The sequence below is a fragment of the Sporosarcina sp. NCCP-2331 genome, from assembly GCF_023707945.1.
GTDB lineage: Bacteria > Bacillota > Bacilli > Bacillales_A > Planococcaceae > Sporosarcina > Sporosarcina cascadiensis.
The window spans coordinates 16,146-38,372 of sequence record NZ_BRCD01000005.1 but is presented as its reverse complement, the minus strand read 5'-3'; the positions used below and the strand labels follow the sequence as shown (position 1 = coordinate 38,372).

Below are 22,227 nucleotides of genomic sequence, written 5' to 3'. Positions count from 1 at the left end.
CTAGTCAGTGTAAAATTCTTCAGTTTCTATTCCACTTGATGATCGCGTCATTTCACCGCTTCCTGCCGATAGTCATAAAATCCAACACCGGTTTTCCTGCCAAGTTCCCCTTTATCAACTTTCTCTTTTATACAGGCAGGCGGCCGTTCTCTCTCATCCCCACTTTCCTCATATTGATGAGTCATAGCTGCATAGACGACATCTGCGCCGGACAAATCGATCAATTCGAATGGCCCAAGCTTATGGCCAAGTGATTTTTTCACGATCAAATCAATATCCTCGAAATTTGCAATTCCTTCTTCATACAAGGATGTTGCTTCGCGATGAATGGCCCCGAGTATACGATTTGCCACAAAACCGGGAATTTCTTTTCTCAGCAGGATGGCTGTCCGGTTGATCTTCCGACAAACTTCCATTACCGTCTCGGCTGTCACTTCAGAAGTTTCTTCACTCATCACGACTTCCACACTGTCCATTACAAGCGGCGGAAAAAAGAAATGCATATTGCATACGTTCTCTGGGCGTCCTGTCACACTTGCAATCAATGAGTTCATAATCGTCGAGCTGTTGGTAGCCAAAATCGTGTGAGAAGGAGTAATTCTATCCAGTTTCTTGAACAACTCCTGTTTTACTTCAAGCACCTCGACAATCGCCTCTATTACAAGATCAGCATCTTTTGCTGCTTCTTCTAATTGTTGCGTATAAGTCAGCAACGAAAATGCTTTCTCTTTCGCTGACTCCTCAAGTTTTCCTTTTTTCACCCAATCACTCATCAGACGCTCTAAATTACTTTCTGCTTTCTGCAATGCCTCTTGATTGATATCCTGCAATGTGGTTTGATATCCTCCTAACGCACAAAGCATTGCAATTTGGTGTCCCATCTGTCCTGCACCGACTACTGTAATACGTTTTACATCGTTTGTTTTCATATTATTTCTCCTCCCGTTCTCTATACTAACCAGTGGGTATGTTCTGAATACTATAATAACTCTTACTCTTTTCATTAGCAAGGAGAAAAGAGAATATAAAAAAGCGGCTGCTTTTTACATCAATTGCCGAGCAGCCACTTTTTCATATATCAATATTTCTCTATCCGATAGTTAATAGTCAAAAAACGCAGAGAAAAAATCCACATCGTATGCTCTGCCTGTAAACCTTCTTCCCCGTTCTCTGTAATTAAAAAGTTCTCCTGCAACGGCAGCTTAAACAGCCCGTCTTTACCGATGGATAAATAAATACCTGCATCCGAATCACCATCTGTCCGTTGGCTTGTAAGCTGCAGCGCACCTTTTGCGTCATGCAGTTCCAGAACGCCTGTCATCGTCGTAAACGGCAAAGGCAGAGCAATATTCATATACCACTTTTCATTGGAATGATGCTGGGAATAAAGGGCTGTAAAAACTGTTTCCTTCCCTATTTTCCTTTCCCAGATCCGGACATGTTCCCTGCCGTCCAATCCTTCATGCAGCGTAAATATATCACCTGTCATCTCTTTCTCCCTATTATGAAATGGCAGATTGATTTGCTGCGTCCTCCTGCTGATAAATGAATAACAATAGGCAAACGGTTTGAACCAGGTATGCCAGTGAACTGTTGCTTTCAAACGATAATTCACTGTATTTTCATAGAAATCAATAATGTTCGCAGAAGGTATCACACCATATGTACGCAAATCATCCGATAGCCCTCGAATTTCTCCGATCTCCCCGATTTGATCTGCTGACTGCCTGCCCCGTATCTTGCTGACCGGAAACGTCGGAGGCTGAAACCGAGATGGCGGGACAGCGAGCATCCAGCCGATGAGGCCTACTAATGCGAAGACAATGCAGTTCAGTATCCCATGAAAACGCAGCATAAAATCAATCGTCGTAGAAAATAGTCCAAATCCATTACTCAGTACGTAAAGCATGGAAAACGAAATGGTCACCGCAAGTGCAGTAAGAGAAATTCTCACAAACCACTTTTGTAATGGATGTAAAAAAAACAGACGCCACGTAATCCAAATCATCACACCCAGCCCGTAAAAATAAAATAATACTGAAATGACTTCAATCCACCTAGAAAATGTGATTCCGACCGCCACCGCCATTGGAGCAGCAAGCAGCAACACAGCCGCACTTCTATAGTAACGAGAAGAATACAGACGGCCGATCAATCCTACGAAAATCGGCAGAATAAACGCCGAATAATGAAAATGTATGGCCGTCAACCATGTAAGAAGCGGGCTGAATCCGAGATCGATACCGACAATGAAAGCAAAATACCAGCCGCCTCCCATCGCCAGATAGATGAGCCCCATATCAATTGAAAACTCCTCCACATTGGTAAACCCTCTATGTAAAAATCTATATAAACCATAACCTGCGACAAACACAGTGAACAGAAGATAGATTGCTGCTAGCAGCCATCCCCAATCGGGCGAAGCAATTTGTTCAACCATCACCGATACATAGGCGGGAATCGCAAAATAAGGATACACTTTCCAAAACCAGTCCTGCTCTTTACAAACCAACTTTAAAAGTATAGGGATATACAAAAGCTGCGCAGCAGTCAACAACAAATACGGCCAAAGCACCATGCTGAAGAGAACAGTAATAACAAACAGTGAGACATGCAGCAAGACAAAATTACGCATCTGCAGTAAACACCCCTTCGTAAGAAAACACTGTTCCAATGAGCTGATTTTTCACCTCAACACTTATTCGATAGACAGCATACTCTTCATCATAGCTTTCATTGATGACAGCTAAGCCCTGAAGTAATCGCGGCAAAGGGATTTCAAATTTTCCGAGCACAAGACGCTGATCCAATGAATTGATTTTCAGAGAGCCATTATCTAATACGGAAAATTTCAAATCTGAGTAAAGCAGCGGAGGTTCACCTAAATAATCCTTGACTACCATTCGCTGCTCATCCAAACTCATTAAAGCGTTGAAATAACGTGTATTCTCTGGAAAATTAAACTTGCGTTCCCAGTGGATCTGCTGTTCTCCTTTTGAATTGACAAAAGCAGAATTAATGATTGTAAATGGTATATCTTGTCCGCTTTCCGGAAAAACCAACTTCCATCTCACACCTAATTTAAAAAGTGGATAGAGCCATTTAGGTCCGCCTTTAATACGTTTCATTTTCCCGGTTGCTCTGAAGGCAGCACCTTCCTTACAATCATATCTTTTCTGAAGCATAGGATGAAGACAGAAAAAATCTTCCTGCAATACTTTACGATAAATGGACATCTACCATCACTTCTTTCTTTTACAAGATGCAGCAGTCGGAATATCCCGGCTAACCAGCAGACCGATTGCCGTAATCAAAATCAGCGACAAATTAAATGTTACCGGATTAAATGGATGGATTGCAGTTTCAGGAGAAGCGATCAATGCCGCGAATGTCAGTAGAGGAAATACGATAATCTGCAACAGCAAAAGATGCCGTTTATTGCGGTAAAAAAGCCAAATGAAGCCGAATACTATTTCAGCCGCTCCGATTGCAAAGACAACTTTCAAAGCTTGCTCATCTGTTATTGACAGTCCGCCTGCGACCATTGACTTTTCCTGAGGATGCATCGCGATGAGCTTTGGTACAAGCCCTTGATAAATCCAAATAAACGAGAAAAATAGAATGAGAAGCTGCATAGAGAAATAGCGAAAATATTGAGAAGCGGGTGTTTCCCCTTTCTCCAGCCACCTTTTCAACACGTCAAAGCTGAGTGCAGTTGCGTATCCGATGATCGGCCTGAAAAATAAATCAAACAAATTACCTGCTTTACCGAAACTCGATGTATAGTCATATTGCGTCAAAAATTTCGTTCCATTTTCAATCGGTTCATATTTCCAAAAGCCGCGTCCTTCACGGATCGGAGAAATTTTCTGATCTGTCCCAAAATGAAGAGAGGAACTGCGCGAACCATTTGCTAATTGTACAGAACCGCTGCTCTTCCCCCACCCTTCTACCGTTAAAAAAGGGCCTACATTGCGTGTATAGGTAAACAGCTGCGGTTCTTCCTCCTTTTTCGGCAGATAGCTGATCGTAGAAAATCGCAAATCCCATTGGGCGTGCATTTCCGGATTCTGCGAAGCATCCCATACCTGCTGAATGGGTACATGAATTGGAATCTCAACGTAAATTGGTTTTGTCTTCATTCTAATTCTCTCCAATCAAATAGACTGAGCCCGTTTACTTTCAATACCAATATCTAACTTTTCGTTTTTCTGCATACAACCTATTAAACATTACTTTTCGGCCGATATAATAGATAAAAATAAAAAGAAGAGGTGTACAGTTGGACCATTCTTTTTTCATCATGTTTTTTCAGCATAATCCTTATTTAATGATGCTCTCCTATATAATTGCTGCAATTTCAGCCTACGCTTCTATCGACTTAGCCAGGAGAGTCATTTTTTCCTCCGGTACAGACAAGCTGATCTGGCTGCTTTCCGGCGGCGCAACACTGGGGATTGGTATTTGGTCCATGCATTTTATTGCAATGCTCGCTCATGATTTTACTATCCCTGTATATTATAATACGTCATTAGTTGTACTTTCGGTCGTGGTTTCTGCGATTGCTTGTATTTTAGGCTATTTTCTAATTTCCCGCAACATCGGAAACCGAATGAATTATTGGTCAGCGGGCATCTTGATGGGGCTTGGAATTGTGTCGATGCATTATATAGGTACAGAAGCTATTCAGCCGTTAGTAATCTCCTACAATATACCGCTTGTACTGGTTTCGGCTTTCATTGCTATTTCAGCTTCCCTGGCTGCCTTGTGGCTTGGCTTTCTCTATGCAAAAAATGAAATGTCCTGGAGAGTAAAGGTTTCAGCATCTCTCATTATGGCTGTTGCGATTGCAGGCATGCATTACACCGGTATGGCGGCTTCTCAGTTTACAGAAATCACCGGAAATAAAAGAATATTTGAATCTGGTATTGACGCGAACGTACTCGCATGGGTTGTCGCGGTTGTCACCCTGCTGATCTTTACTTTATTTTTCTTCTCTATTATCTTTGATCGTTTTTTTAGAAAGCAGGCAATTGTTCAAAATACCATTCTCGATGCTGCAGCAGAAGGTATCATTCTGACAGATAGAACAAACCGTATTCTTCATGCAAATCCAGCGTTTTATCTTTTGATGAATCAGGCGGGTATACAGCAGAAATTCTATAAACTGCATGACTATCATTTGCTGCTGACTGAAGACGTCGAAAGTGGAGATGAATTTCATTTGGAAATGAAAGACAGCACTCTGGAAGCAAAAAGACATTCCGTGAAGATAGAATCTATGAATAATTCTCTTTGGATGATCCGCGATATAACGGAATCCATTCATTCCAAACGCCGCATTGAGCATTTGGCCTACCATGATCAGCTTACAAATCTGCCAAACCGCTACCAGCTCGATGCAATTTTGCAAGATTGGCTGCAGGATGGAAATGAAATCGGATGTATTTTATTTAATGCAGACAGATTGAAATTCATTAATGATACACTTGGACTTCCAGCCGGAGATGCCACCCTTCAGTACATTTCAAAAAAGTTGAGGGAAATTGCGAATGATGGTAACTTTCTGGCCAGAACCGGCGGCGATGAATTCGTTATGTTGGTTACCGGCGAACAAGTGAAAAATCTTCAATCAATTGCCGCACAATGTATTGAAGTAACCCGCTGTCCGTTCATATTTGAAGAAGTGTCTATAGAAACTACTTTGAGTGCAGGCTACTGCAAATTTCCGAGAGAGGCAGATTCTGCACATGAGCTTCTGCAATATGCAGACTTAGCCATGTCCGAATCAAAACGTAGTGGAAAAAACCAGGCTACTGCTTTCAATGTCGCAATTAAAGACCAGCATAAACGATTTCTTCAACTGGAAGATGCATTATCGACTGCACTGGAGCAAAATCAATTTCATTTGCTCTATCAGCCCAAAGTTTCGTTGGACAGCAATAGAATAGTCGGTGCGGAGGCTTTACTGCGTTGGGTTCATCCGATCCTTGGATTTGTGTCTCCAGTAGATTTCATTCCTATCGCTGAGGGAAAAGGCATGATTCATGCAATCGGCGAGTGGGTACTGCGTGAAGCTTGCAGACAATGGAAAGAGTGGGCTGAAGAAATGCAGGAACCGCCGATCATTGCTGTCAATATCTCCCCTCTGCAATTAACGAGAGATGACTTTGTCGAACACCTCATGCGAATAATTGATGAGACGCGGATGGATCCAAGATATCTTGAATTGGAAATTACCGAATCAGCTTCACTTGCCTATGAAACTCAGTCGATATTAACAGAAATTGCTGAGGCCGGAATCCAAATTTCATTGGATGATTTCGGCACAGGCTATTCTTCTTTCAGTCAATTAAAAGAACTGCCGATCCACGTACTGAAAATTGATAAATCGTTTCTGGACGATCTTCTCGGCAATGCTGGACAGGAAGCAATCGTCCGCTCCATCATCCAACTTGGCCATAACTTGAATCTGCGGGTAGTCATGGAAGGTGTGGAGGAGAAAGAAGAAGTCGTTTGGCTGCGAAAAGCACATTGCGATTTTGTGCAAGGATATTATTTTTATAGACCTATGAAGCCCGATCTCTTATTGGAAACATTAAAAGAAGAATTTGCACAAAACCAATAAATAAAAGTGCCAAGATTATGAGACTAATCTTGGCACTTTGCTGCGAGTGGTTCCTTTGGGTCAAATAGTAGAATCTTTTGAAAAGTCGTTGCTAGCAGAACCTGGTTTAGCTTATGATAATCGAAAGGGAGTGACATGCTTAGTGATGAATGATAATGAGGATTTGATGAATAAGAACAAGCAAAATGATTCGAAATTGAAAACACAGCGAAGGGACGGCGAACCTACTTCCGCTTTTAAAGGTGCTTCATATGCAGCGCTGATCATCGGAGTGGCTGCTTATCTTTTAGGTTTGTATAATGCAGCAATGGAACTGAATGAGAAAGGCTATTACTTTGCCATTTTAATATTCGGACTCTATTCAGCTGTCTCTTTACAGAAAGCAGTTCGGGATAAAGAGGAGGGAATCCCTGTAACCAATATTTATTATGGACTCAGCTGGTTTGCACTGCTTACATCTATCTTATTAATGGCCATCGGTTTGTTCAATGCAGGAAGTATTATTTTAAGTGAGAAAGGTTTTTACGGAATGGCTTTTGTTCTAAGTATTTTTGCCGCAATCACTGTTCAGAAAAATGTTCGGGATACACAGAAAGCAAGAAATACTGATTGAGTTTTATCCTTCATCTTGATAATACACTGGTTAAAGGAAGCTTCAAAAAGGACTCAAACGAGTCCTTTTTCTAGTTATTTTTTCGATAATATATTTGTGTCGGCACTTATTCAAAAGTGCGCTGGATATAATAATAGGATTCTTTCAGTCGTTCTTCATGAAGCGGCTCAACCCCCTTATTTCATGTTAAAAACCTAATATTCCCAAGTGCTCTTTCCCTTTTTCTGTGAAAGATAGAAGCAGGCCTGCATCTATTACGTGCTGACCCTGGACATTGCTGATTAATGTGTCTATAACAGTCAGGAATTTCTATTACCTTTCTTTTTATAAAAAATCTGTTTCATGTTAACATAAAAGAAGTACTATTCATGAGGAGTGAGCGAAATGGATGAAAAACAATTTGAAAAAATTAAGAATGGTAAAGGTTTCATTGCAGCATTGGATCAGAGTGGCGGCAGTACACCAAAAGCATTGGCAGCCTACGGAGTGAATGAGGATAGCTACTCAAGTGAAGACGAAATGTTCACATTAGTACATGACATGCGGACACGAATCATCACATCCCCCGCTTTTGACGCGGAACATATTCTCGGTGCTATTTTATTCGAACAGACAATGGATCGTGAAATACAAGGTATGTATACTGCAGATTACCTGGCAGACAAAAAAGGTATCGTACCTTTCCTGAAAATCGATAAAGGTCTTGCAGAAGAAGAAAATGGCGTTCAATTAATGAAGCCGATCACTGATTTGGAGGACTTATTGAAGCGAGCGAATGAACGCCATATTTTCGGTACTAAAATGCGTTCTGTCATTAAAGAGCCGAATGAAGCTGGTATCAAAGCTGTTGTTGATCAGCAATTTGAAGTTGGCAAGCAAATTCTTGCTGCGGGTCTAATTCCCATTATTGAACCGGAAGTGGATATTCACAGTGCTGATAAAAAAGCATGTGAGTCATTACTGAAAACGGAAATCCATCAGCATTTAGATCAGCTTCAGGATCACGAAAACGTCATGTTGAAATTAACGATTCCAACAGAAACAAACTTGTATAAAGAATTGATCGATCATCCTCGCGTTGTTCGTGCAGTTGCCCTTTCAGGTGGCTATTCAACAGATATTGCGAATGAAAAGCTGAAAGAAAACGATGGACTTATCGCAAGTTTCTCACGCGCATTGAGCCAGGACCTGAATGCAGATCAATCAGAAGAAGAATTTAACAGTAAGCTAGGCAAAGCAGTAAAATCCATTTATGAAGCTTCGATTTAATTGAAGATAGCCAGTGCCGACAACGTATCGGCACTGGCTTTTTTGAGAAACAGAATACTCAATCACTATTTGAATCATTCTGAAGTATTGTATCCGTCATTTCCGCTATGTCAGCATTGGTCTGTATGGAACTGAGCGATTCAAGAGTAAAATAATAGGTACCTTTACAGTCCTTGGTTATTGCTATGTAAAGCTATGTAATCACTAAGAGAAATCAGTTAGAGCTTGGTATTCACACTATGAATAGACAAAAACAATGTCGCATAAAAAGATTCTATAGATTTTACCTCTATTCCAGATTGTTGAATAAGCAATAAGGTATTGCGATTAAGATTACAACCATCGCATACTCTTTTCCAGAGTGGATTAAGAAAATCCTGTGCTTTTCTTAGAACGGGCTGTTTCATTTGTACATGCTCAAAAAACAGAATCTCAGCTCCCGGTTTACTGACGCGGCGAATTTCCGCTAATGCTTTCACTGGATCTGGAATCGTGCAAAATACAAGTGTTGCGATAACTGTATCAAATGTATTATCGGCAAACGGTAATGATTCAGCAGTTGTTTCATGTACTTCGACTGGTACGCTTGTGTCTTTTATTCGCTTGAATGCACGTTTGTTCATCAAAGGATTTGGTTCGATTGCCGTGACTCTTTCAGCATTGGAATAGTAAGGGAAATTGACACCGGTTCCCGATCCGATCTCCAGTACATGTCCGCTTGCTGACCACACTAATTCTGTTCGCACTCGCTTAAAACGGGTTTTTTCCAGCGGCGTCATCGCCAGATCATATAGCTTTGGAAACCAGCTTCCCATGTACTTATACACCATCCAATCATTTTCTATTTTCTGCCCATCGAATTATTTATTGATGGATTAAACATAGGTTTCAATGGCATCCTTCACTATCGATTCTCTAATCTGATAATGTGTTGCTTGCCAAATTCCTCTTTTACCTTTTATGATCAGCAACTGTGGGGTTTCATGCTTAACGCCTAAATCCGATTCAATCGCATTGGAGACTTTCTTGCTCATTTGCACAATCACAACATAAATCGGCAATTCCGTCTGAAGCTTCTGCATTTCTTTTTTAGCTGCGATACTCGCAAAACTTGTCATGCTTAATTTGAATAACAGAAATGGCTGTACATCAGATTTATCCACAAGCGCTCGCCATGCCTCTATAGATCGAATTCGATTCACAATAAACTCTCCCTTTTTTATATGATACTCAGTACTATTATATATTGTATACAGCGCGATGGGCGAAACGCTTGTTTTTTGCCTATAAAAAGCCTGTGCAAAAAAACTCGAAAGTTTCTCGCACAGACTAGATTCTGGAGTGTTATATATAACCATTAATCCTCGATTTGTCTTCTTCTTGGATTTCATTTTTCAAATCCTCAATACTCTCCGCTCTTCGTTCATTCTTCTCTTTGATACTGGCTCGTTCTTTGCCTTTTGCGAACTCCATTGCTTCTTCTGCCGCTTCCATATTGCTGATTGTTTTGTTCAACCTTTCTTTATCATCAGCCGGATCATTCGGTTTAGGATAATGTTTGGCCATTGCTAATCCTCCTTTGCCTATTTTCACTTCACAAGGATAGCATGCGCATATTTGATTGAAGTATTTATTGAAAATGAAAAATTAGTGGCGGAGTAAGCATTTTAATTTTCATTGTAATAGGGCTAAACTTCCTGCTACTTTAAATATCGAAAATTAATGTTAATCAAAGGCAGTTTGTTTAATGGATATTTTTTCTAATAGTCCTATAGAGCAAATAGCTGCCAAAGACAAAGCACGCAAAAACAGCTATGAATTGCAGGGCAAACGCATCCATCCCAATCACTTGTTTAACTAGCTGAATCGGGTCAGCAAGAATATCCCAGCTATTGAAGCGCAAAAACCTTCCAATGTATACACCCAAACCTGTAAGTAAGGCAAGCACGATCAGTCCTGCAGATGAGATCCACGCTGAGAACTTTTTTCTGCTTATCCGTTCTAAAATATAAACGGATTCAAGCCCCGCCAATAGAGCAAAAAAGAAGCCTGCTCCAATGACAAACAACTTTGACCACAGCATAATGTCATGACTATATGCAACCCTTGAATCCCCAGAATAGGGCTCAACTTCTACAAGCCACAAGAATTTATCGTTTGTTATGTGAATGAAGTCAGTTATCACATAAACTGAATTGGGAAAGAAGAACAACCAGAGAATGATCCAAAAAGCTGGCCAACCAACCTTCCTCTGCCTGATCGCCATTTCTGCTTTCATAATAAAAACCAAAGGCAATAGCGCTAAAAAGGTATTCCAAGGCAGCATGAAATAAAGGAAATTTGATTCCTTATATAACATGATAAAACAGACAATCCAATAAAAAAACATGAAAAGCAGTAACCCTTTATAGTTCTCGATTAATTTCCTCATAGCTGCCTCCACGGATTAGCCACTTGGCTACTCGTTCTGTTTTTTTCGTATAAAGCTGTTTAAAATATCTTATAACATAAACGCACCCCGTTAACAGAACGTCTGAAAGTATTTTGAAACTGATTTATTCTGCTTTCTCTTTTTAGTCATTGTCTTTTTTAAAATTCTTTTTCAAGGTTGTGTTGATATTGATTAAAGCTATTAATATAAAACCAAGCATTATGAAAGTGACAATTTCACCTGTAAAAATAGATACAATACCCAATATCATTGCATATAGCCCGTACCACTTGTTATTCATATGTGAAACCTCTCTTTTAGCACAGGTTTTATTGTAGCAGGTACTGCTTAGTTTTTTATAAGCAGAGATTCCATTGCCAAATCGCTATATCGTTCCATTCGGCATCAAAAAATATGTTATTTGTTAAGTGCCGCTCATGACCGGTCTCTTTTATATGATCACTATATGGATTCATCAATCATGACGGTGAATCCCCTGCTTGTTTTTCAACAATCGCTTGCATCACTCCACAAAATCTCCTTGGATAATGGGTTCTTCTCTATCAAACGTAATGTTGATGCTCTCTGAAGTCTTGGGCTTCGCAGAGTCGGCTACATGGAAATGGATATGCGGTTCGCTGGAGTTTCCGGAATTACCGACCAGTCCCAGCGGGTCGCCCTGTTTGACCTTGTCTCCTTCTTTCACTGTAATCGACTGACTTTTAAAGTGGGCCAGGTAACTGAATTCTTTATTGCCATGGTCCAGAATAACATGATTCCCGAGAGGCTGCTCCGTGTTCATATCGCCGACCGGTTCGTTATCTTTCACGTCATTTTCGACTTTCACCACCGTGCCATCAGCCGGTGCGAGATAGTCCTCGCCGAATGCATGGTAGCTTTCATTCATGGTTGGATCGCCCTCGTACGTGCTGCCGTTCTTCATCTTCACGAAATCATAGGCGTAGCGCTGGTTTTCATATTCGTAATGGTAGTTTACCAGGCTGTTCGTGCCTCCCCAGAACACATACCACTGATCATGAAAAGGAAAATTAAATACGGTTTTTGTGTATTGATTGTCCTCTTTTGGATGTGTCTCGAGCGGCATAATCTGCAGCCCCTGGATGATATCTTTTTCGTCAAATACCGCTGTTATCCCTTTTGTGCCGGTTTCATCTGTCCATACATAGCGCTTTCCACCATCTAACGAAAGTTCGGACTGCAAGATGTATTCGGTCACACCCTGATTGAAATCATCGCCCAGCTTCTGCAGCTGATTCAGCGACACTTCATCCCGGAACGCTTTGCTCATCTGGCTGTAGACTTTCTCATAATCTCCTTGCAGGAATGTAGTAGAAAGCATCTCCGGCTCCATTACTTTTTCCACTCCTTCTTCCTCCTCTTTACCGCAAGCGGCCAAAAAAGCCGCCAGAAAAACAACCAGCAGTACAGAATGTTTCAAATTCCTCATGCTTGCCCTCCTCCTTAACAATTATGGCTGTCGCTCGCCCGGCATATAACCGATCACCTCATAGAGCTCCCGATCCACCAGTATCAGCGAAGTTCCCGTAACAGCATTCTCCGCATCTTCTAATGAAACCACGAGGGCTTCTCTTCCTTCTTCTGCTTCGTCGAACATCACATACCGATCATCCGTCATCGTCTCATAAATTTCCCCGTTTTGCCATCCGATCGCCTGGTCATCCCAGCCTTTCTCCCGGATGAAATCTCAGGCAGCTTCTTACACTTTTTAATGATTATAGTCTTCTCGTCACGCTTCTCCGCGCAGTTCTGCATTCGTTCGCCGGTCGGCTTCCGGCTCCCGCATGAACCACGAAATATGGGTGCACTTCTGACAGACGAGGATGGCGGCTTCCTTGTTCGCCCAGTCGAAATTGAAAAGTGTCGCCGCCTTCGTGTTCAGCTGCCGGTAGTCCAAGTCGAATGTATCGTTCTGGCAGCACGGACAGACAATCCTGTGGTCTCCTGTTCTATATCGCATGTTTTTTTCCTCCTTCAGTTTGATGGCTCAGTTACCATACGCAGCAGCCCATAAAAGGTTTCATTCGCGGTGTTATTCTAAGAATACGCAAACAAAGGCCAGTGAGGACAATTGCCTCAAAGACCTTTTCTTACACGCTCGCCGTATCAAGCCCATCTCCGTTGTTCTTCCTGATCGGAACCCAATTTCCGTAAGTCCCGCAGCGCCATAGCCATTCCAGCGGACCATAACGGAAAAAACGAAGCCACAGTGAGGAGAAGAGGATCTGCACGCCCACTGTCAGGAAACATACAATGGCTGCTGTCTTATAAGAAACGAATGGCTCAACCGGAATAAACGCCGCCAGACTCACCAGTATAATCGATTGGCCAATATAATTTGTCAGCGCCATTCGTCCAAACGCACGCAGCGGTGACAGCCATTTCCCTGCTTTAAGTCCCAGCAGAACCAAAACACTGACGTAGAAAATAGAGTAAATCGGCGCCACCATCATAGACCTATCAGCGAAATCATAAAAAGCACGGTTGGATTCGGCCTGCATATCAGTCAGATCATAGGCAGCCCCCTCCACATAGGAATACAAGCCGGCATCAGGCGCCTTCTGCCAAAGAAAGAACGTCAGGACACCGATTGCGAAAAATGAAACAGCTGCTGCCGCAATCCAGATTTTTTTATATTTCGCAATCTTCGTGAAGACTTGATACTGCCCTAACGCCAATCCCAAAACGATGAGAGGAAGCGGTAAAAGCACCTTCACTGTTAATACACTGCCTGCCACTATACCGACTATCCCTAAGATCAGGTTGACTTGTTTAGGAGCCCTGTAAAATAAAAGAACAAGCAGGCCGAAAATTGCATAAACCGCTAGGGCCTCACCTGGATTTATTAAACTGTGCAGCAAACCGGCTCCCAGCAAAATCACCATACGCCGTATAAACAGGACATACGGACGATCGTCTTTCTCCTCGGCTCTTGAAAGAAAAATCCAAAACCCCACTCCAAACAGCAATGAAAAAATGGCGTAAAAACGCCCTTCAACGAAAATATATAAGAAACGCTGAATCCAAATATCCGCTTGCGCCCCAGTTAGATTGACGTTATGCCAAAGCATCAGCACATTCACGAATGGAAGCCCGATCAAGGCAAACCCCCGGATGAGGTCGAGTATATGTATTCGCTCCGCGGTTATTATTGGTTTCATTTTACCTTCCCCTTAAAAATGCATTCATTCCCAAGCAGCCTGGAACATTTCAAGTATAGTAGCGAATTCTTAATAAAGAAGCAGTAGATTTCTTAAGTTTTTCTTAAGTAACGGGAAGGCCGGAACTGATGACAGGCGGCCTTTTAATTAAGCGTTTCGAGAAGCTTACGGTCACTTTCGTTTCCAAACTGTCAATAACCCTAAAATACCGCCGAAGATCACGCCTAATCCTGTAAGCTTTTTCCTGTCCAGTGTAGACTGGAAGATTACTTCGTCGGGCGTGATAATGTAAACGCCTGCCGGTTTGATGCTGAAACTGCCTCCTCCTCCATCACCACCCCTGCCGTCTCCGCCACCGCCGACTGCGTATTTCACTTTAGCCACAGGAATCACCTTCTGCAAGCCATGGTCAATCGGCTCGCCATATACAAGTGACACATCTTTGTGGTTCGCGAATTTATTGAAAATCGTTTTCACGGGCGTTTCAATATACATATGCTTCAAATCTTCCTGCTTAATCTGCTCTTGTCCGTTACTCATGATCATTCCTCCTTCTCTTACTCTTTCGCTCTGCGTTTGAAATCCCCTCTAATTCATACGTAAATGAAAGGTAAAAAAGACACCATGCATTTTCGCATGATGTCCTGCATTTAAATCATATGATAGCCCCACAACATTGTAAACAATGTCCCAAAAATTGTAACCAGTCCTACAAATAATGCATAGCCGATATTCGTCAGCAGAGCAGACTTGTTTTCATTCTCGCCGACATGCATAAACAGAAATAACTGCAGGCACGCCTGAATCAAGGCAGTGATTCCCAAAATTGTCATGCCCATGCCAAATGACAAATGAAACTTGATGACGACGAGCGCGATGAGTGAAAGGAGTAAGGAAGAAACAAAGCCGATCACATGCGGAACGGGAAATAATTGTTTCATTTTACATCATCCCTTTCAGATAGACAAAGCTAAAAATGAAAATCCAGACCACGTCTAGGAAATGCCAATATAATGAGAAGATGAAAGATTTATTTGCTGTTTCTGGTGTAAGCCCGCGTTTTTTCACTTGCAGCAATATCGCGCTTCCCCATAGCAGCCCGAATGTCACGTGCGCTCCGTGGGTTCCGAGCAATGTGAACAATGCGGATAGGAAGGCGCTCGTCTGCATGGTCGCACCTTCATGCACATAGGTGACGAATTCCGTGATCTCTACGCCCAGGAACCCGAGTCCGAAGAGCAATGTAATACCAAAGAACGCCATCATCGCTTTTTTATTGCCAAGCCGCATGGCATGAATTCCAAGTCCAATGGTAAAACTGCTCGACAGCAATACGATCGTCTCGATCATTACAGGTGTGAGTTCGAATAACTGACTGCCGCCCGGTCCATTTCCCACATTATGCTGAAGTGTGAAATAAACGGCAAACAAAGTGGAGAACAACACGATTTCTGCGCCAAGGAAAATCCAGAAGCCGAGTACTTTCAGCTTGTTTTCCTCCGTACTGTATTCTAATGGCAAAGAGTGATCTACTTTCATTCTTTTTCACCTCTTAATGCGTTTTCTGTCCGTTCAATTTCTTCAACTGAAATATAGTGACCATGATCTTGTTCAAATGTGCGGTACGCCATCGTTCCAAGAATCAATAGACCCGCGACAATCGCTGGAATCCACCAGCTGAAGACCATGAAGAATCCAAAGAAGAAGAACAGAACACCCATGATGAACGGCTGCCCATTATTATTCGGCATATGGATCGGTTCATAGCCGCCTTCCTGCGTCAAAGATCTGCCCTCTTTTTTCGCGAACCAAAAAGCATCCAATTGATCCACTTCAGGTACTTTCGCAAAATTATATTCAGGAACGGGACTGTGCGTACTCCATTCTAAAGAACGTCCGTCCCAAGGATCGCCAGTCACTTCGCGCGGTTCATGACGCGTACTCCAATAAATATTATAGACAAGCAGGATGAAACCGATCGTTAATCCGACGGCACCTACCATTGACAGCATGTTCAAAGGTCCATAACCTGTACTTTCCGAATAGGTGTACATTCTGCGAGTCATACCGTTCAATCCAAGAATGAACAGCGGGAAAAACGTCACGTTAAATGAAATGGCGATGAACCAGAACGACCATTTACCCAGTCTTTCATTCAATTTAAATCCAAATACTTTCGGGAACCAATAATGGAACCCTGCAATGACCCCGAAAACCGTACCTGGAATCAGTACATAATGGAAGTGGGCGACCAAGAACATCGTATTATGATATTGATAGTCGGCACTTGCCATAGCGAGCATGACACCTGTGACACCGCCGATGGTAAATATCGGAATGAACGCCAGTGCGTACAGCATGGGCGTGGTAAAGCTGATTTTCCCGCGCCTCAGCGTAAAGAGCCAGTTGAATATTTTAACACCTGTCGGAATGGCAATGGCCATCGTCGTAATAGAGAAAACACTGTTGACCATGACGCCATGTCCCATCGTATAGAAATGGTGGGCCCAGACAAGGAAGGACAGCAAGGAAATAGCCACCATACTATAGACCATTGATTTATAGCCATATAAATTTTTCCTGGCAAATGTCGCAATGATCTCACTGTAAATACCGAAAGCCGGTAAAATGACGATATATACTTCCGGATGGCCCCAGACCCAGAACAAGTTCGCCCACAGCATGTCCATACCGCCGTTTTGCATCGTAAAGAACTGTGTGCCGAATTGACGGTCAAGCATCATAAGCGCAAGTGCCACGGTCAATACAGGGAACGCGAACACAATAATGACGCTGGTGATCAAAATAGACCACGTGAACATCGGCATTTTCATTAACTTCATTCCAGGTGCACGCATTTTTAATATCGTCACGAGGAAGTTGATCCCCGTCATCAGCGTACCGATTCCCGCAATTTGCAACGCCAGTGAATAGTAGTTATTCCCGACCGTCGGACTGAATTCCAAACTGGCTAACGGGAAATATGCAGACCATCCCGCGTCAGGTGATCCCCCAATGACGAATGAAATATTCAATAGCATGGCGCCAAAGAAGAACAGCCAGAAACTTACTGCATTCAAGCGTGGAAATGCTACATCCCGTGCGCCGATCTGAAGCGGAATCACGACGTTCATCAAACCGATAATGAACGGCATCGCCATGAATAGAATCATAATGATTCCGTGAGTGGTAAAGATTTCATTGTAATGCTGTCCGTCGAGCAAACCGTTATTCGGGACAGCTGTCTGTGCTCTCATTAATAATGCATCGACGCCGCCGCGGAACAACATCAGCAGCGCAGCAATGATATACATGACACCAATTTTTTTATGGTCCACTGTAGTCAGCCATTCGCGCCACAAGTAGCCCCATTTTTTAAAGTAGGTAAGACCTGCTGGAATCGCGATGGATACGAGTACAATACTGACCATCGCCGCGTAAATCATCGGCTCACCGGTGACAAAAAATTCATCCCATTTCATAGATGTTGACTCCTTTCGAGTGTTGGGTTGAAATTAGTTGTGATGATCTTCACCTTGCATATCTGATTCGGATTCATGTGTCATATCCATTTCCATTTCCATATCTCCTCCATGCTGATGACCGGCATGTTTGCCTTCAGGAGCTGGACTGAATTCTAAATGTGTAGATTTGTACGTTTTACGGCCCAATACCCCAGGCTCCAGCAAGTGATTAAACTCTTGTTCCGTTAGCGCAGGAGCAGTCTCTTTTACATCTTGGACCCACTCATCAAAATCTTTTTCAGTTAGCACTTGTGCTTCGAATTCCATATGGGCGAAGTCCTTGCCGCTGAAGTTGGAGTTTTTCCCCATATAAGATCCCGGTGTATCTGCTGCTAGGTGAATCTTGGTCACCATATCACTCATGGCGTATTTTTGACCCGCCAGCTGCGGTATCCAAAAACTTGATATCGGACCATATGAATAGAGTCGGAACTCAATAGGACGATCCTCTGGAATATTGACATAGTTTACGGTCTCAATCCCTTCTTCCGGATAGCTAAAGTGCCATTTCCAGTTGGACGAAGAGGCATAGACGATGAGCGGCGTTTCATTTGCATAAGCTTTCGGAGTACTTTCGACATCCGTTGTGGAGCGCACTGTTACGACAGACAAAATCACTACGATGATGACCGGGATAGCAATCCATGTAATTTCAAGCCACTTACTTCCTTCCTCATGCGGCGGTTCGTATTTCTCATCCATCTTGGAAGCTCGATATTTTACTAACATGAAAGTAAAGAGAACATATACAACGAATAAAATTCCTGCCATCATCAAAATGGAGAAAAGAATTGTATCCGAAATTGTTTTTGCCTGCGGTCCCTTTGGGTCAAATATTAGTAATGGATTATCGCAACCGGATAAAACCAATATGAGAAAACTCGAAAACAGCAACCATTTTTTCTTCACTGGGGGCTCCCCTCTTTCTACTGTAGATAAAGTATTCATCCACTAATAACTATTTTTAAATAATTATTATTTTTAGATTTTTTACATTTAAAGTAAATGAACACTTTTGTAAAACCTATATTATTCCTTTGTAATTTAAAGAGCAACACATTACAATCGTTGTCACAAAAGGTTCTTAAATTAACTATTTCTATTTACATCTAATAAAAATACTAGAACAAAATCCAAATTTAAGTAGAAATGGATTGTGAAATTATCGTGAAAAACTATACTATACAATACAGATCGTTTGACTTTTAAACATAAAAGGTATTTGACTTTGAGGGCGAATAATAGAGAGAGAATGTTCGAAGAGTTATTTTCATCTGATTTTTTTGCGGGGCTTTTATTTGGGTACATTCTGTTTTGCCATTTTCGTCAAATCTGCCCTTTCCTTTGAAATGCACTTGTTCAATCTCCAATTTATAGATCAAAAAAAGCACACTCGCAACCAGCGAATGTGCTCTCCTTTATTTGGAAAAATCTATTTTTTTATGTAACGCGTAGATAATCATTCCACCAACTGTCATCGACAGCAATTCGCCAATCCCCATAGACAGCCATGTTGCCCAAAATGGAAAGCCCAGTAAGATCGTGAATTGAGCTGCAATCGTACACATGGATAATGCGAAAATAACAGCGGTAATGACCATTTTCACAATATTGTTCGTAATTTTCTTCGTCAGCTGACGACAGATCAGTAACGCAATTAATGTAGCTGCAGAGCCGACTGGAACATCGAGAACCCAAGTCGGTGACATGAAGTTTGCGAGCACAACGCCAAGTGTAACGGCAATCACATAGCGCTTATTAAACAGTGCCAGATAGTTGAACATTTCCGATAGCCGAAGCTGTACGGGACCAAAACTAATGACGGAAAATACCACAGTGACCGTAAAATATAAAGCCGCCACAAGCGCTACTTTTGTCAGCTCACTCACTGCACTCTTCGGTGAATCTTTGACATAAGACATACTCATTTTATTTTCTCCTTTGTGAAATAGCCTATGCGCTATTCCAGTAATAACTGCGACCAAAGGAAGAATGAGCCTATCGCTCAATCAAAAGTGCCGCAGTGCAAACAATATTTGCTTGCTTGCGTAGTATAGCAGAAAATCACTCAATTAAACAAGTTTATTTCGCAATCCATCCTCCGTCGATTGGGATGACCGCACCATGAATATAATCAGCGGCTTGGCTGGCTATATATAATGTTAAGTTCGCGACTTCGCTTGGCTGCGCCCAGCGTCCGGCCGGTGTCTCATCTGCCACCCATTTCGCCATTTCTCCGTCCCCTTCAAAATCTGCTTGATTCATCGGCGTTTGAATCGCCCCCGGCGCAATGGCATTGACCCGGATCCCTTCCCGGCAGTAATCCATGTCCACTTGCTTCGTATAACCGACAATCGCATGCTTTGAAGCAGTATACGCCGCTCCGCCGCCGCCCGCCACAAGCCCTGCAATGGATGCCATATTGACAATGACACCCGATTTGCGAGCAATCATATGAGGCAAAATCGCATTTGTCATCAAATAGGTGCCTTTTACATTTGTATCCATGATTCGGTCCCAAAGCGCTTCATCCGTATCAAGTGTTTTGGCAAAACCATCCAAAACACCGGCCGTATTTAATAAAATGTCAATCTGACCAAATGCCGCAAGTGACTCAGCAACCGCTCGCTCCACATCTTCTTTCGAACACACGCTGCCAATTGAATACGCAAATCTCTCAGCATATGTCTGCTTCATCTTCGGCAGTCCTTCTTCGTTGACGTCTAACGCAAACACATTTGCTCCATTCTCCAAAAACGCCAGAGCCTGCGCCTGTGCAATACCCGACGCAGCACCTGTCACCACAACGGTCTTGCCAGCATATTCCTCAAATTTCATAATACCCTCCTGCAATAAAAAAGCTCATGATCGCTCATGAGCCCAGATTCATCCATCTTATTCAACAAGCACCCAGTCTTCCGCCAACAAATCACAAACGGTAGGCGTAAACATGGTATAGCCTTCGCCCGTCACATTAATCAGGAAATACGGATTTAGCTTTTTGCCATCATACGCACTTTCCCCTACTAACTTCACATATAATTCCGCTCCGCCCCAGCCGCTGCGGATCACTTTCTCGCCGGCTTTCAAACGCGGCAATACCTCTTCAAATGTCATGTATATCCATCCTTTATCGCTGTAATAAGCAGTGCTGATTATCGGGAAAAGTATACTTGATTAAAGTAGAATTTACAACTGAGAGTGATTTACAATATGGAGATATCTTTCTCACACAAATACTTTTTACAATTGTTACTGAATGTATTTACGCACCTCACCAAGCTCTTTGAATTTGCTTGCATTTACAATCAAAAGTGTCAAAGCGGCTGCATTTGCATGTAAAATACCGGCTTCTATATCTTTTGGAATCGCGCCAAATCGTTCGGTCAGTTGTAAAATTGCAACTGCTGATAAAGCTTCAGCTTTGCCTTTCTCTATGCCTTTTTCTATACCTTTTTCTATACCTTTTTCTATACCCTGTTGAAATCCTTCTTCTCTCCACATATCAGCTAACGTCATGGCGATGTCACTCCCTTCTGGATACGTTGTTTCGAGCTGTTCAATAAGTTGATTTATATCTTCCTCTGACAGAACTGTATCTACACCGGATATATACCGCATCATTGTTTCTAAGTATTCTATTCCCGCTTGTTTATCATCCAGTTCATGCAAGTAATTAATAGAACGAAGGATGGATTGCTGTAATTCCCTTGAGTTTTCTTTATAAATATCACGAAAAAGTGTCAATATGATTCGAGTTTGGGCGATTCCTTTTATTTCCTCATCTGTGTAATTCGATATATCGTAAAGGAGATAATTGAAATTCGGTATATAGGTTTTTAGTTCCTCCGAAAGCATTTCATACCCGCCTATCATTTCTCCTAAACTAGACGGTATACGCCAATTCGACTTCCCGTGATACCAAACAAGAGGAATAATGATGGGCAATTCCTTCGCCGCTTCTTTGTTTACTTTCGCCTCCCAAATCTCAACCATGTATTTTAATAGTTGAAAAGCGATTCCTTTGTCCGGATAGCTTTTATGTTCAAATAAAAAATACAGATATCCTTCGCTGCCTGAAACATCCACTTTGAACAGCAAATCAGAGAAGCTTTCATTCAGTTCTTGCGTAATAAAACTATCTTTTTGCGGCTCCAATGTTTGTATGTCAATTGCCTGCCCAACAGCTTCGGGCAAATAATGGATGAGGAAATCCTTTGCAACCGCCACATTTCCTAAAGATTCTTTAAAGAACTTATCATGAGGGTTTTGTATCTTCATGTACTAGCTTTCCTCCATCCATTATAGTCTCATTCGGATTACTTCTTATTCTATATTATACAATCGAACCTTTTTCTTTACCAATTTTAGTGGTTCAGTTTTACGTACTTCCTATTTTGAAAACAGTATCCCAACCTTGCCAAAGAACAAAATCCATGATAGATTGAAGAATAGAAAATTTGATTATGAAATCAACATGTATAACCTCGATAATATGGTTCGAGGGTTTCTACCAGGAACCGTTAAATCCTGACTACAATTTTTTGTAGTCGGGGTTTTTT

General features: G+C 42.0%; 24 protein-coding genes and 1 riboswitch. Of the genes, 3 read left to right on the top strand and 21 right to left on the bottom strand.

Annotation, left to right across the window (positions count from 1 at the left end):
• Window positions 1-47: 47 nt before the first annotated feature.
• The 4 genes from NCCP2331_RS04315 to NCCP2331_RS04300 all read right to left on the bottom strand — a co-directional run bounded on the left by NCCP2331_RS04315 (window position 48) and on the right by NCCP2331_RS04300 (window position 4,142).
• Entirely contained in the window at window positions 48-929 is an 882-nt protein-coding gene (locus NCCP2331_RS04315; protein WP_251668791.1) for a 3-hydroxyacyl-CoA dehydrogenase family protein, read from the bottom strand.
• A 149-nt stretch (window positions 930-1,078) separates the two neighbouring features.
• Window positions 1,079-2,635 carry a YndJ family protein gene (locus NCCP2331_RS04310; RefSeq protein ID WP_251668789.1) on the bottom strand — a complete coding sequence of 519 codons (1,557 nt, stop codon included), beginning with the start codon at window positions 2,633-2,635 and terminating at the stop codon, window positions 1,079-1,081.
• Entirely contained in the window at window positions 2,628-3,236 is a 609-nt protein-coding gene (locus NCCP2331_RS04305) for a DUF4166 domain-containing protein (RefSeq protein ID WP_251668787.1), read from the bottom strand. Before NCCP2331_RS04305 ends, NCCP2331_RS04310 begins: the two co-directional genes overlap by 8 nt.
• A 6-nt stretch (window positions 3,237-3,242) precedes the next feature.
• Entirely contained in the window at window positions 3,243-4,142 is a 900-nt protein-coding gene (locus tag NCCP2331_RS04300; protein WP_251668785.1) for a DoxX-like family protein, read from the bottom strand.
• Window positions 4,143-4,282: 140 nt separating this feature from the next.
• On the opposite strand from NCCP2331_RS04300, the gene NCCP2331_RS04295 reads away from it, so the two are divergent.
• The 3 genes from NCCP2331_RS04295 to NCCP2331_RS04285 all read left to right on the top strand — a co-directional run bounded on the left by NCCP2331_RS04295 (window position 4,283) and on the right by NCCP2331_RS04285 (window position 8,510).
• Complete coding sequence (locus NCCP2331_RS04295) at window positions 4,283-6,628, top strand: EAL domain-containing protein (protein ID WP_251668783.1); 2,346 nt, start codon at window positions 4,283-4,285, stop codon at window positions 6,626-6,628.
• 166 nt (window positions 6,629-6,794) lie between these two features.
• The gene (yiaA, locus tag NCCP2331_RS04290; RefSeq protein ID WP_376776797.1) at window positions 6,795-7,241 is read left to right on the top strand and encodes an inner membrane protein YiaA; all 447 of its coding nucleotides are present in this window, start codon (window positions 6,795-6,797) and stop codon (window positions 7,239-7,241) included.
• Between the two features lie 384 nt (window positions 7,242-7,625).
• Window positions 7,626-8,510, top strand: coding sequence for a fructose bisphosphate aldolase (locus NCCP2331_RS04285; protein WP_251668779.1), 885 nt, complete (start codon window positions 7,626-7,628; stop codon window positions 8,508-8,510).
• 218 nt (window positions 8,511-8,728) lie between these two features.
• Here the strand turns inward: NCCP2331_RS04285 and NCCP2331_RS04280 are convergent, their stop codons facing one another.
• From NCCP2331_RS04280 to NCCP2331_RS04200, 17 genes are all read right to left on the bottom strand, one after another.
• Complete coding sequence (locus NCCP2331_RS04280) at window positions 8,729-9,325, bottom strand: class I SAM-dependent methyltransferase (RefSeq protein WP_251668777.1); 597 nt, start codon at window positions 9,323-9,325, stop codon at window positions 8,729-8,731.
• A 60-nt stretch (window positions 9,326-9,385) separates the two neighbouring features.
• Entirely contained in the window at window positions 9,386-9,712 is a 327-nt protein-coding gene (locus tag NCCP2331_RS04275) for a monothiol bacilliredoxin BrxC family protein (protein ID WP_251668775.1), read from the bottom strand.
• Between the two features lie 142 nt (window positions 9,713-9,854).
• Window positions 9,855-10,076, bottom strand: coding sequence for a small, acid-soluble spore protein tlp (locus tag NCCP2331_RS04270; RefSeq protein ID WP_251668773.1), 222 nt, complete (start codon window positions 10,074-10,076; stop codon window positions 9,855-9,857).
• 178 nt (window positions 10,077-10,254) lie between these two features.
• A complete protein-coding gene (locus NCCP2331_RS04265; RefSeq protein WP_251668771.1) occupies window positions 10,255-10,941 on the bottom strand; it encodes a DUF1361 domain-containing protein in 687 nt (228 codons plus the stop codon).
• 523 nt (window positions 10,942-11,464) lie between these two features.
• Window positions 11,465-12,409: a M23 family metallopeptidase gene (locus tag NCCP2331_RS04260; protein ID WP_251668768.1), complete on the bottom strand. Its 945-nt coding sequence runs from the start codon at window positions 12,407-12,409 to the stop codon at window positions 11,465-11,467.
• Between the two features lie 21 nt (window positions 12,410-12,430).
• On the bottom strand, window positions 12,431-12,598 hold the full coding sequence (locus NCCP2331_RS04255; protein WP_251668767.1) for a hypothetical protein: 168 nt from the start codon (window positions 12,596-12,598) through the stop codon (window positions 12,431-12,433).
• A 111-nt stretch (window positions 12,599-12,709) separates the two neighbouring features.
• Window positions 12,710-12,940 carry a hypothetical protein gene (locus NCCP2331_RS04250; RefSeq protein WP_251668765.1) on the bottom strand — a complete coding sequence of 77 codons (231 nt, stop codon included), beginning with the start codon at window positions 12,938-12,940 and terminating at the stop codon, window positions 12,710-12,712.
• Window positions 12,941-13,070: 130 nt separating this feature from the next.
• A complete protein-coding gene (locus tag NCCP2331_RS04245; protein WP_251668763.1) occupies window positions 13,071-14,141 on the bottom strand; it encodes a DUF418 domain-containing protein in 1,071 nt (356 codons plus the stop codon).
• Window positions 14,142-14,312: 171 nt separating this feature from the next.
• The gene (locus NCCP2331_RS04240; RefSeq protein WP_251668761.1) at window positions 14,313-14,681 is read right to left on the bottom strand and encodes a hypothetical protein; all 369 of its coding nucleotides are present in this window, start codon (window positions 14,679-14,681) and stop codon (window positions 14,313-14,315) included.
• A gap of 110 nt (window positions 14,682-14,791) precedes the next feature.
• Window positions 14,792-15,082, bottom strand: coding sequence for a cytochrome aa3 quinol oxidase subunit IV (gene qoxD, locus NCCP2331_RS04235; RefSeq protein ID WP_153721895.1), 291 nt, complete (start codon window positions 15,080-15,082; stop codon window positions 14,792-14,794).
• A gap of 1 nt (window position 15,083) precedes the next feature.
• A complete protein-coding gene (gene qoxC / locus NCCP2331_RS04230) occupies window positions 15,084-15,680 on the bottom strand; it encodes a cytochrome aa3 quinol oxidase subunit III (protein ID WP_153721894.1) in 597 nt (198 codons plus the stop codon).
• Entirely contained in the window at window positions 15,677-17,623 is a 1,947-nt protein-coding gene (gene qoxB, locus NCCP2331_RS04225) for a cytochrome aa3 quinol oxidase subunit I (protein WP_251668759.1), read from the bottom strand. The genes qoxC and qoxB overlap by 4 nt, the downstream gene beginning before the upstream one ends.
• A gap of 33 nt (window positions 17,624-17,656) precedes the next feature.
• Entirely contained in the window at window positions 17,657-18,574 is a 918-nt protein-coding gene (gene qoxA / locus NCCP2331_RS04220; RefSeq protein ID WP_251668756.1) for a cytochrome aa3 quinol oxidase subunit II, read from the bottom strand.
• 509 nt (window positions 18,575-19,083) lie between these two features.
• Complete coding sequence (locus NCCP2331_RS04215) at window positions 19,084-19,593, bottom strand: QueT transporter family protein (protein ID WP_153721891.1); 510 nt, start codon at window positions 19,591-19,593, stop codon at window positions 19,084-19,086.
• A gap of 154 nt (window positions 19,594-19,747) precedes the next feature.
• Complete coding sequence (locus tag NCCP2331_RS04210; protein ID WP_251668754.1) at window positions 19,748-20,503, bottom strand: 3-oxoacyl-ACP reductase; 756 nt, start codon at window positions 20,501-20,503, stop codon at window positions 19,748-19,750.
• A 57-nt stretch (window positions 20,504-20,560) separates the two neighbouring features.
• Window positions 20,561-20,782: a DUF2829 domain-containing protein gene (locus NCCP2331_RS04205; RefSeq protein WP_251668752.1), complete on the bottom strand. Its 222-nt coding sequence runs from the start codon at window positions 20,780-20,782 to the stop codon at window positions 20,561-20,563.
• A 135-nt stretch (window positions 20,783-20,917) separates the two neighbouring features.
• Complete coding sequence (locus tag NCCP2331_RS04200) at window positions 20,918-21,946, bottom strand: Rpn family recombination-promoting nuclease/putative transposase (RefSeq protein WP_251668750.1); 1,029 nt, start codon at window positions 21,944-21,946, stop codon at window positions 20,918-20,920.
• Between the two features lie 176 nt (window positions 21,947-22,122).
• Window positions 22,123-22,222, top strand: a riboswitch (purine riboswitch).
• Window positions 22,223-22,227: the final 5 nt, after the last annotated feature.

Excerpts from the sequence above, each read along its gene's own strand:
- NCCP2331_RS04315 (WP_251668791.1), bottom strand. The coding sequence starts at position 929 with ATGAAAACAAACGATGTAAAACGTATTACAGTAGTCGGTGCAGGACAG.
- NCCP2331_RS04310 (WP_251668789.1), bottom strand. The coding sequence starts at position 2,635 with ATGCGTAATTTTGTCTTGCTGCATGTCTCACTGTTTGTTATTACTGTT.
- NCCP2331_RS04305 (WP_251668787.1), bottom strand. The coding sequence starts at position 3,236 with ATGTCCATTTATCGTAAAGTATTGCAGGAAGATTTTTTCTGTCTTCAT.
- NCCP2331_RS04300 (WP_251668785.1), bottom strand. The coding sequence starts at position 4,142 with ATGAAGACAAAACCAATTTACGTTGAGATTCCAATTCATGTACCCATT.
- yiaA (WP_376776797.1), top strand. The coding sequence starts at position 6,795 with ATGAATAAGAACAAGCAAAATGATTCGAAATTGAAAACACAGCGAAGG.
- NCCP2331_RS04285 (WP_251668779.1), top strand. The coding sequence starts at position 7,626 with ATGGATGAAAAACAATTTGAAAAAATTAAGAATGGTAAAGGTTTCATT.
- NCCP2331_RS04280 (WP_251668777.1), bottom strand. The coding sequence starts at position 9,325 with ATGGGAAGCTGGTTTCCAAAGCTATATGATCTGGCGATGACGCCGCTG.
- NCCP2331_RS04270 (WP_251668773.1), bottom strand. The coding sequence starts at position 10,076 with ATGGCCAAACATTATCCTAAACCGAATGATCCGGCTGATGATAAAGAA.
- NCCP2331_RS04265 (WP_251668771.1), bottom strand. The coding sequence starts at position 10,941 with ATGAGGAAATTAATCGAGAACTATAAAGGGTTACTGCTTTTCATGTTT.
- NCCP2331_RS04260 (WP_251668768.1), bottom strand. The coding sequence starts at position 12,409 with ATGAGGAATTTGAAACATTCTGTACTGCTGGTTGTTTTTCTGGCGGCT.
- NCCP2331_RS04255 (WP_251668767.1), bottom strand. The coding sequence starts at position 12,598 with ATGACGGATGATCGGTATGTGATGTTCGACGAAGCAGAAGAAGGAAGA.
- NCCP2331_RS04250 (WP_251668765.1), bottom strand. The coding sequence starts at position 12,940 with ATGCGATATAGAACAGGAGACCACAGGATTGTCTGTCCGTGCTGCCAG.
- NCCP2331_RS04245 (WP_251668763.1), bottom strand. The coding sequence starts at position 14,141 with ATGAAACCAATAATAACCGCGGAGCGAATACATATACTCGACCTCATC.
- NCCP2331_RS04240 (WP_251668761.1), bottom strand. The coding sequence starts at position 14,681 with ATGAGTAACGGACAAGAGCAGATTAAGCAGGAAGATTTGAAGCATATG.
- qoxD (WP_153721895.1), bottom strand. The coding sequence starts at position 15,082 with ATGAAACAATTATTTCCCGTTCCGCATGTGATCGGCTTTGTTTCTTCC.
- qoxC (WP_153721894.1), bottom strand. The coding sequence starts at position 15,680 with ATGAAAGTAGATCACTCTTTGCCATTAGAATACAGTACGGAGGAAAAC.
- qoxB (WP_251668759.1), bottom strand. The coding sequence starts at position 17,623 with ATGAAATGGGATGAATTTTTTGTCACCGGTGAGCCGATGATTTACGCG.
- NCCP2331_RS04215 (WP_153721891.1), bottom strand. The coding sequence starts at position 19,593 with ATGAGTATGTCTTATGTCAAAGATTCACCGAAGAGTGCAGTGAGTGAG.
- NCCP2331_RS04210 (WP_251668754.1), bottom strand. The coding sequence starts at position 20,503 with ATGAAATTTGAGGAATATGCTGGCAAGACCGTTGTGGTGACAGGTGCT.
- NCCP2331_RS04205 (WP_251668752.1), bottom strand. The coding sequence starts at position 20,782 with ATGACATTTGAAGAGGTATTGCCGCGTTTGAAAGCCGGCGAGAAAGTG.
- NCCP2331_RS04200 (WP_251668750.1), bottom strand. The coding sequence starts at position 21,946 with ATGAAGATACAAAACCCTCATGATAAGTTCTTTAAAGAATCTTTAGGA.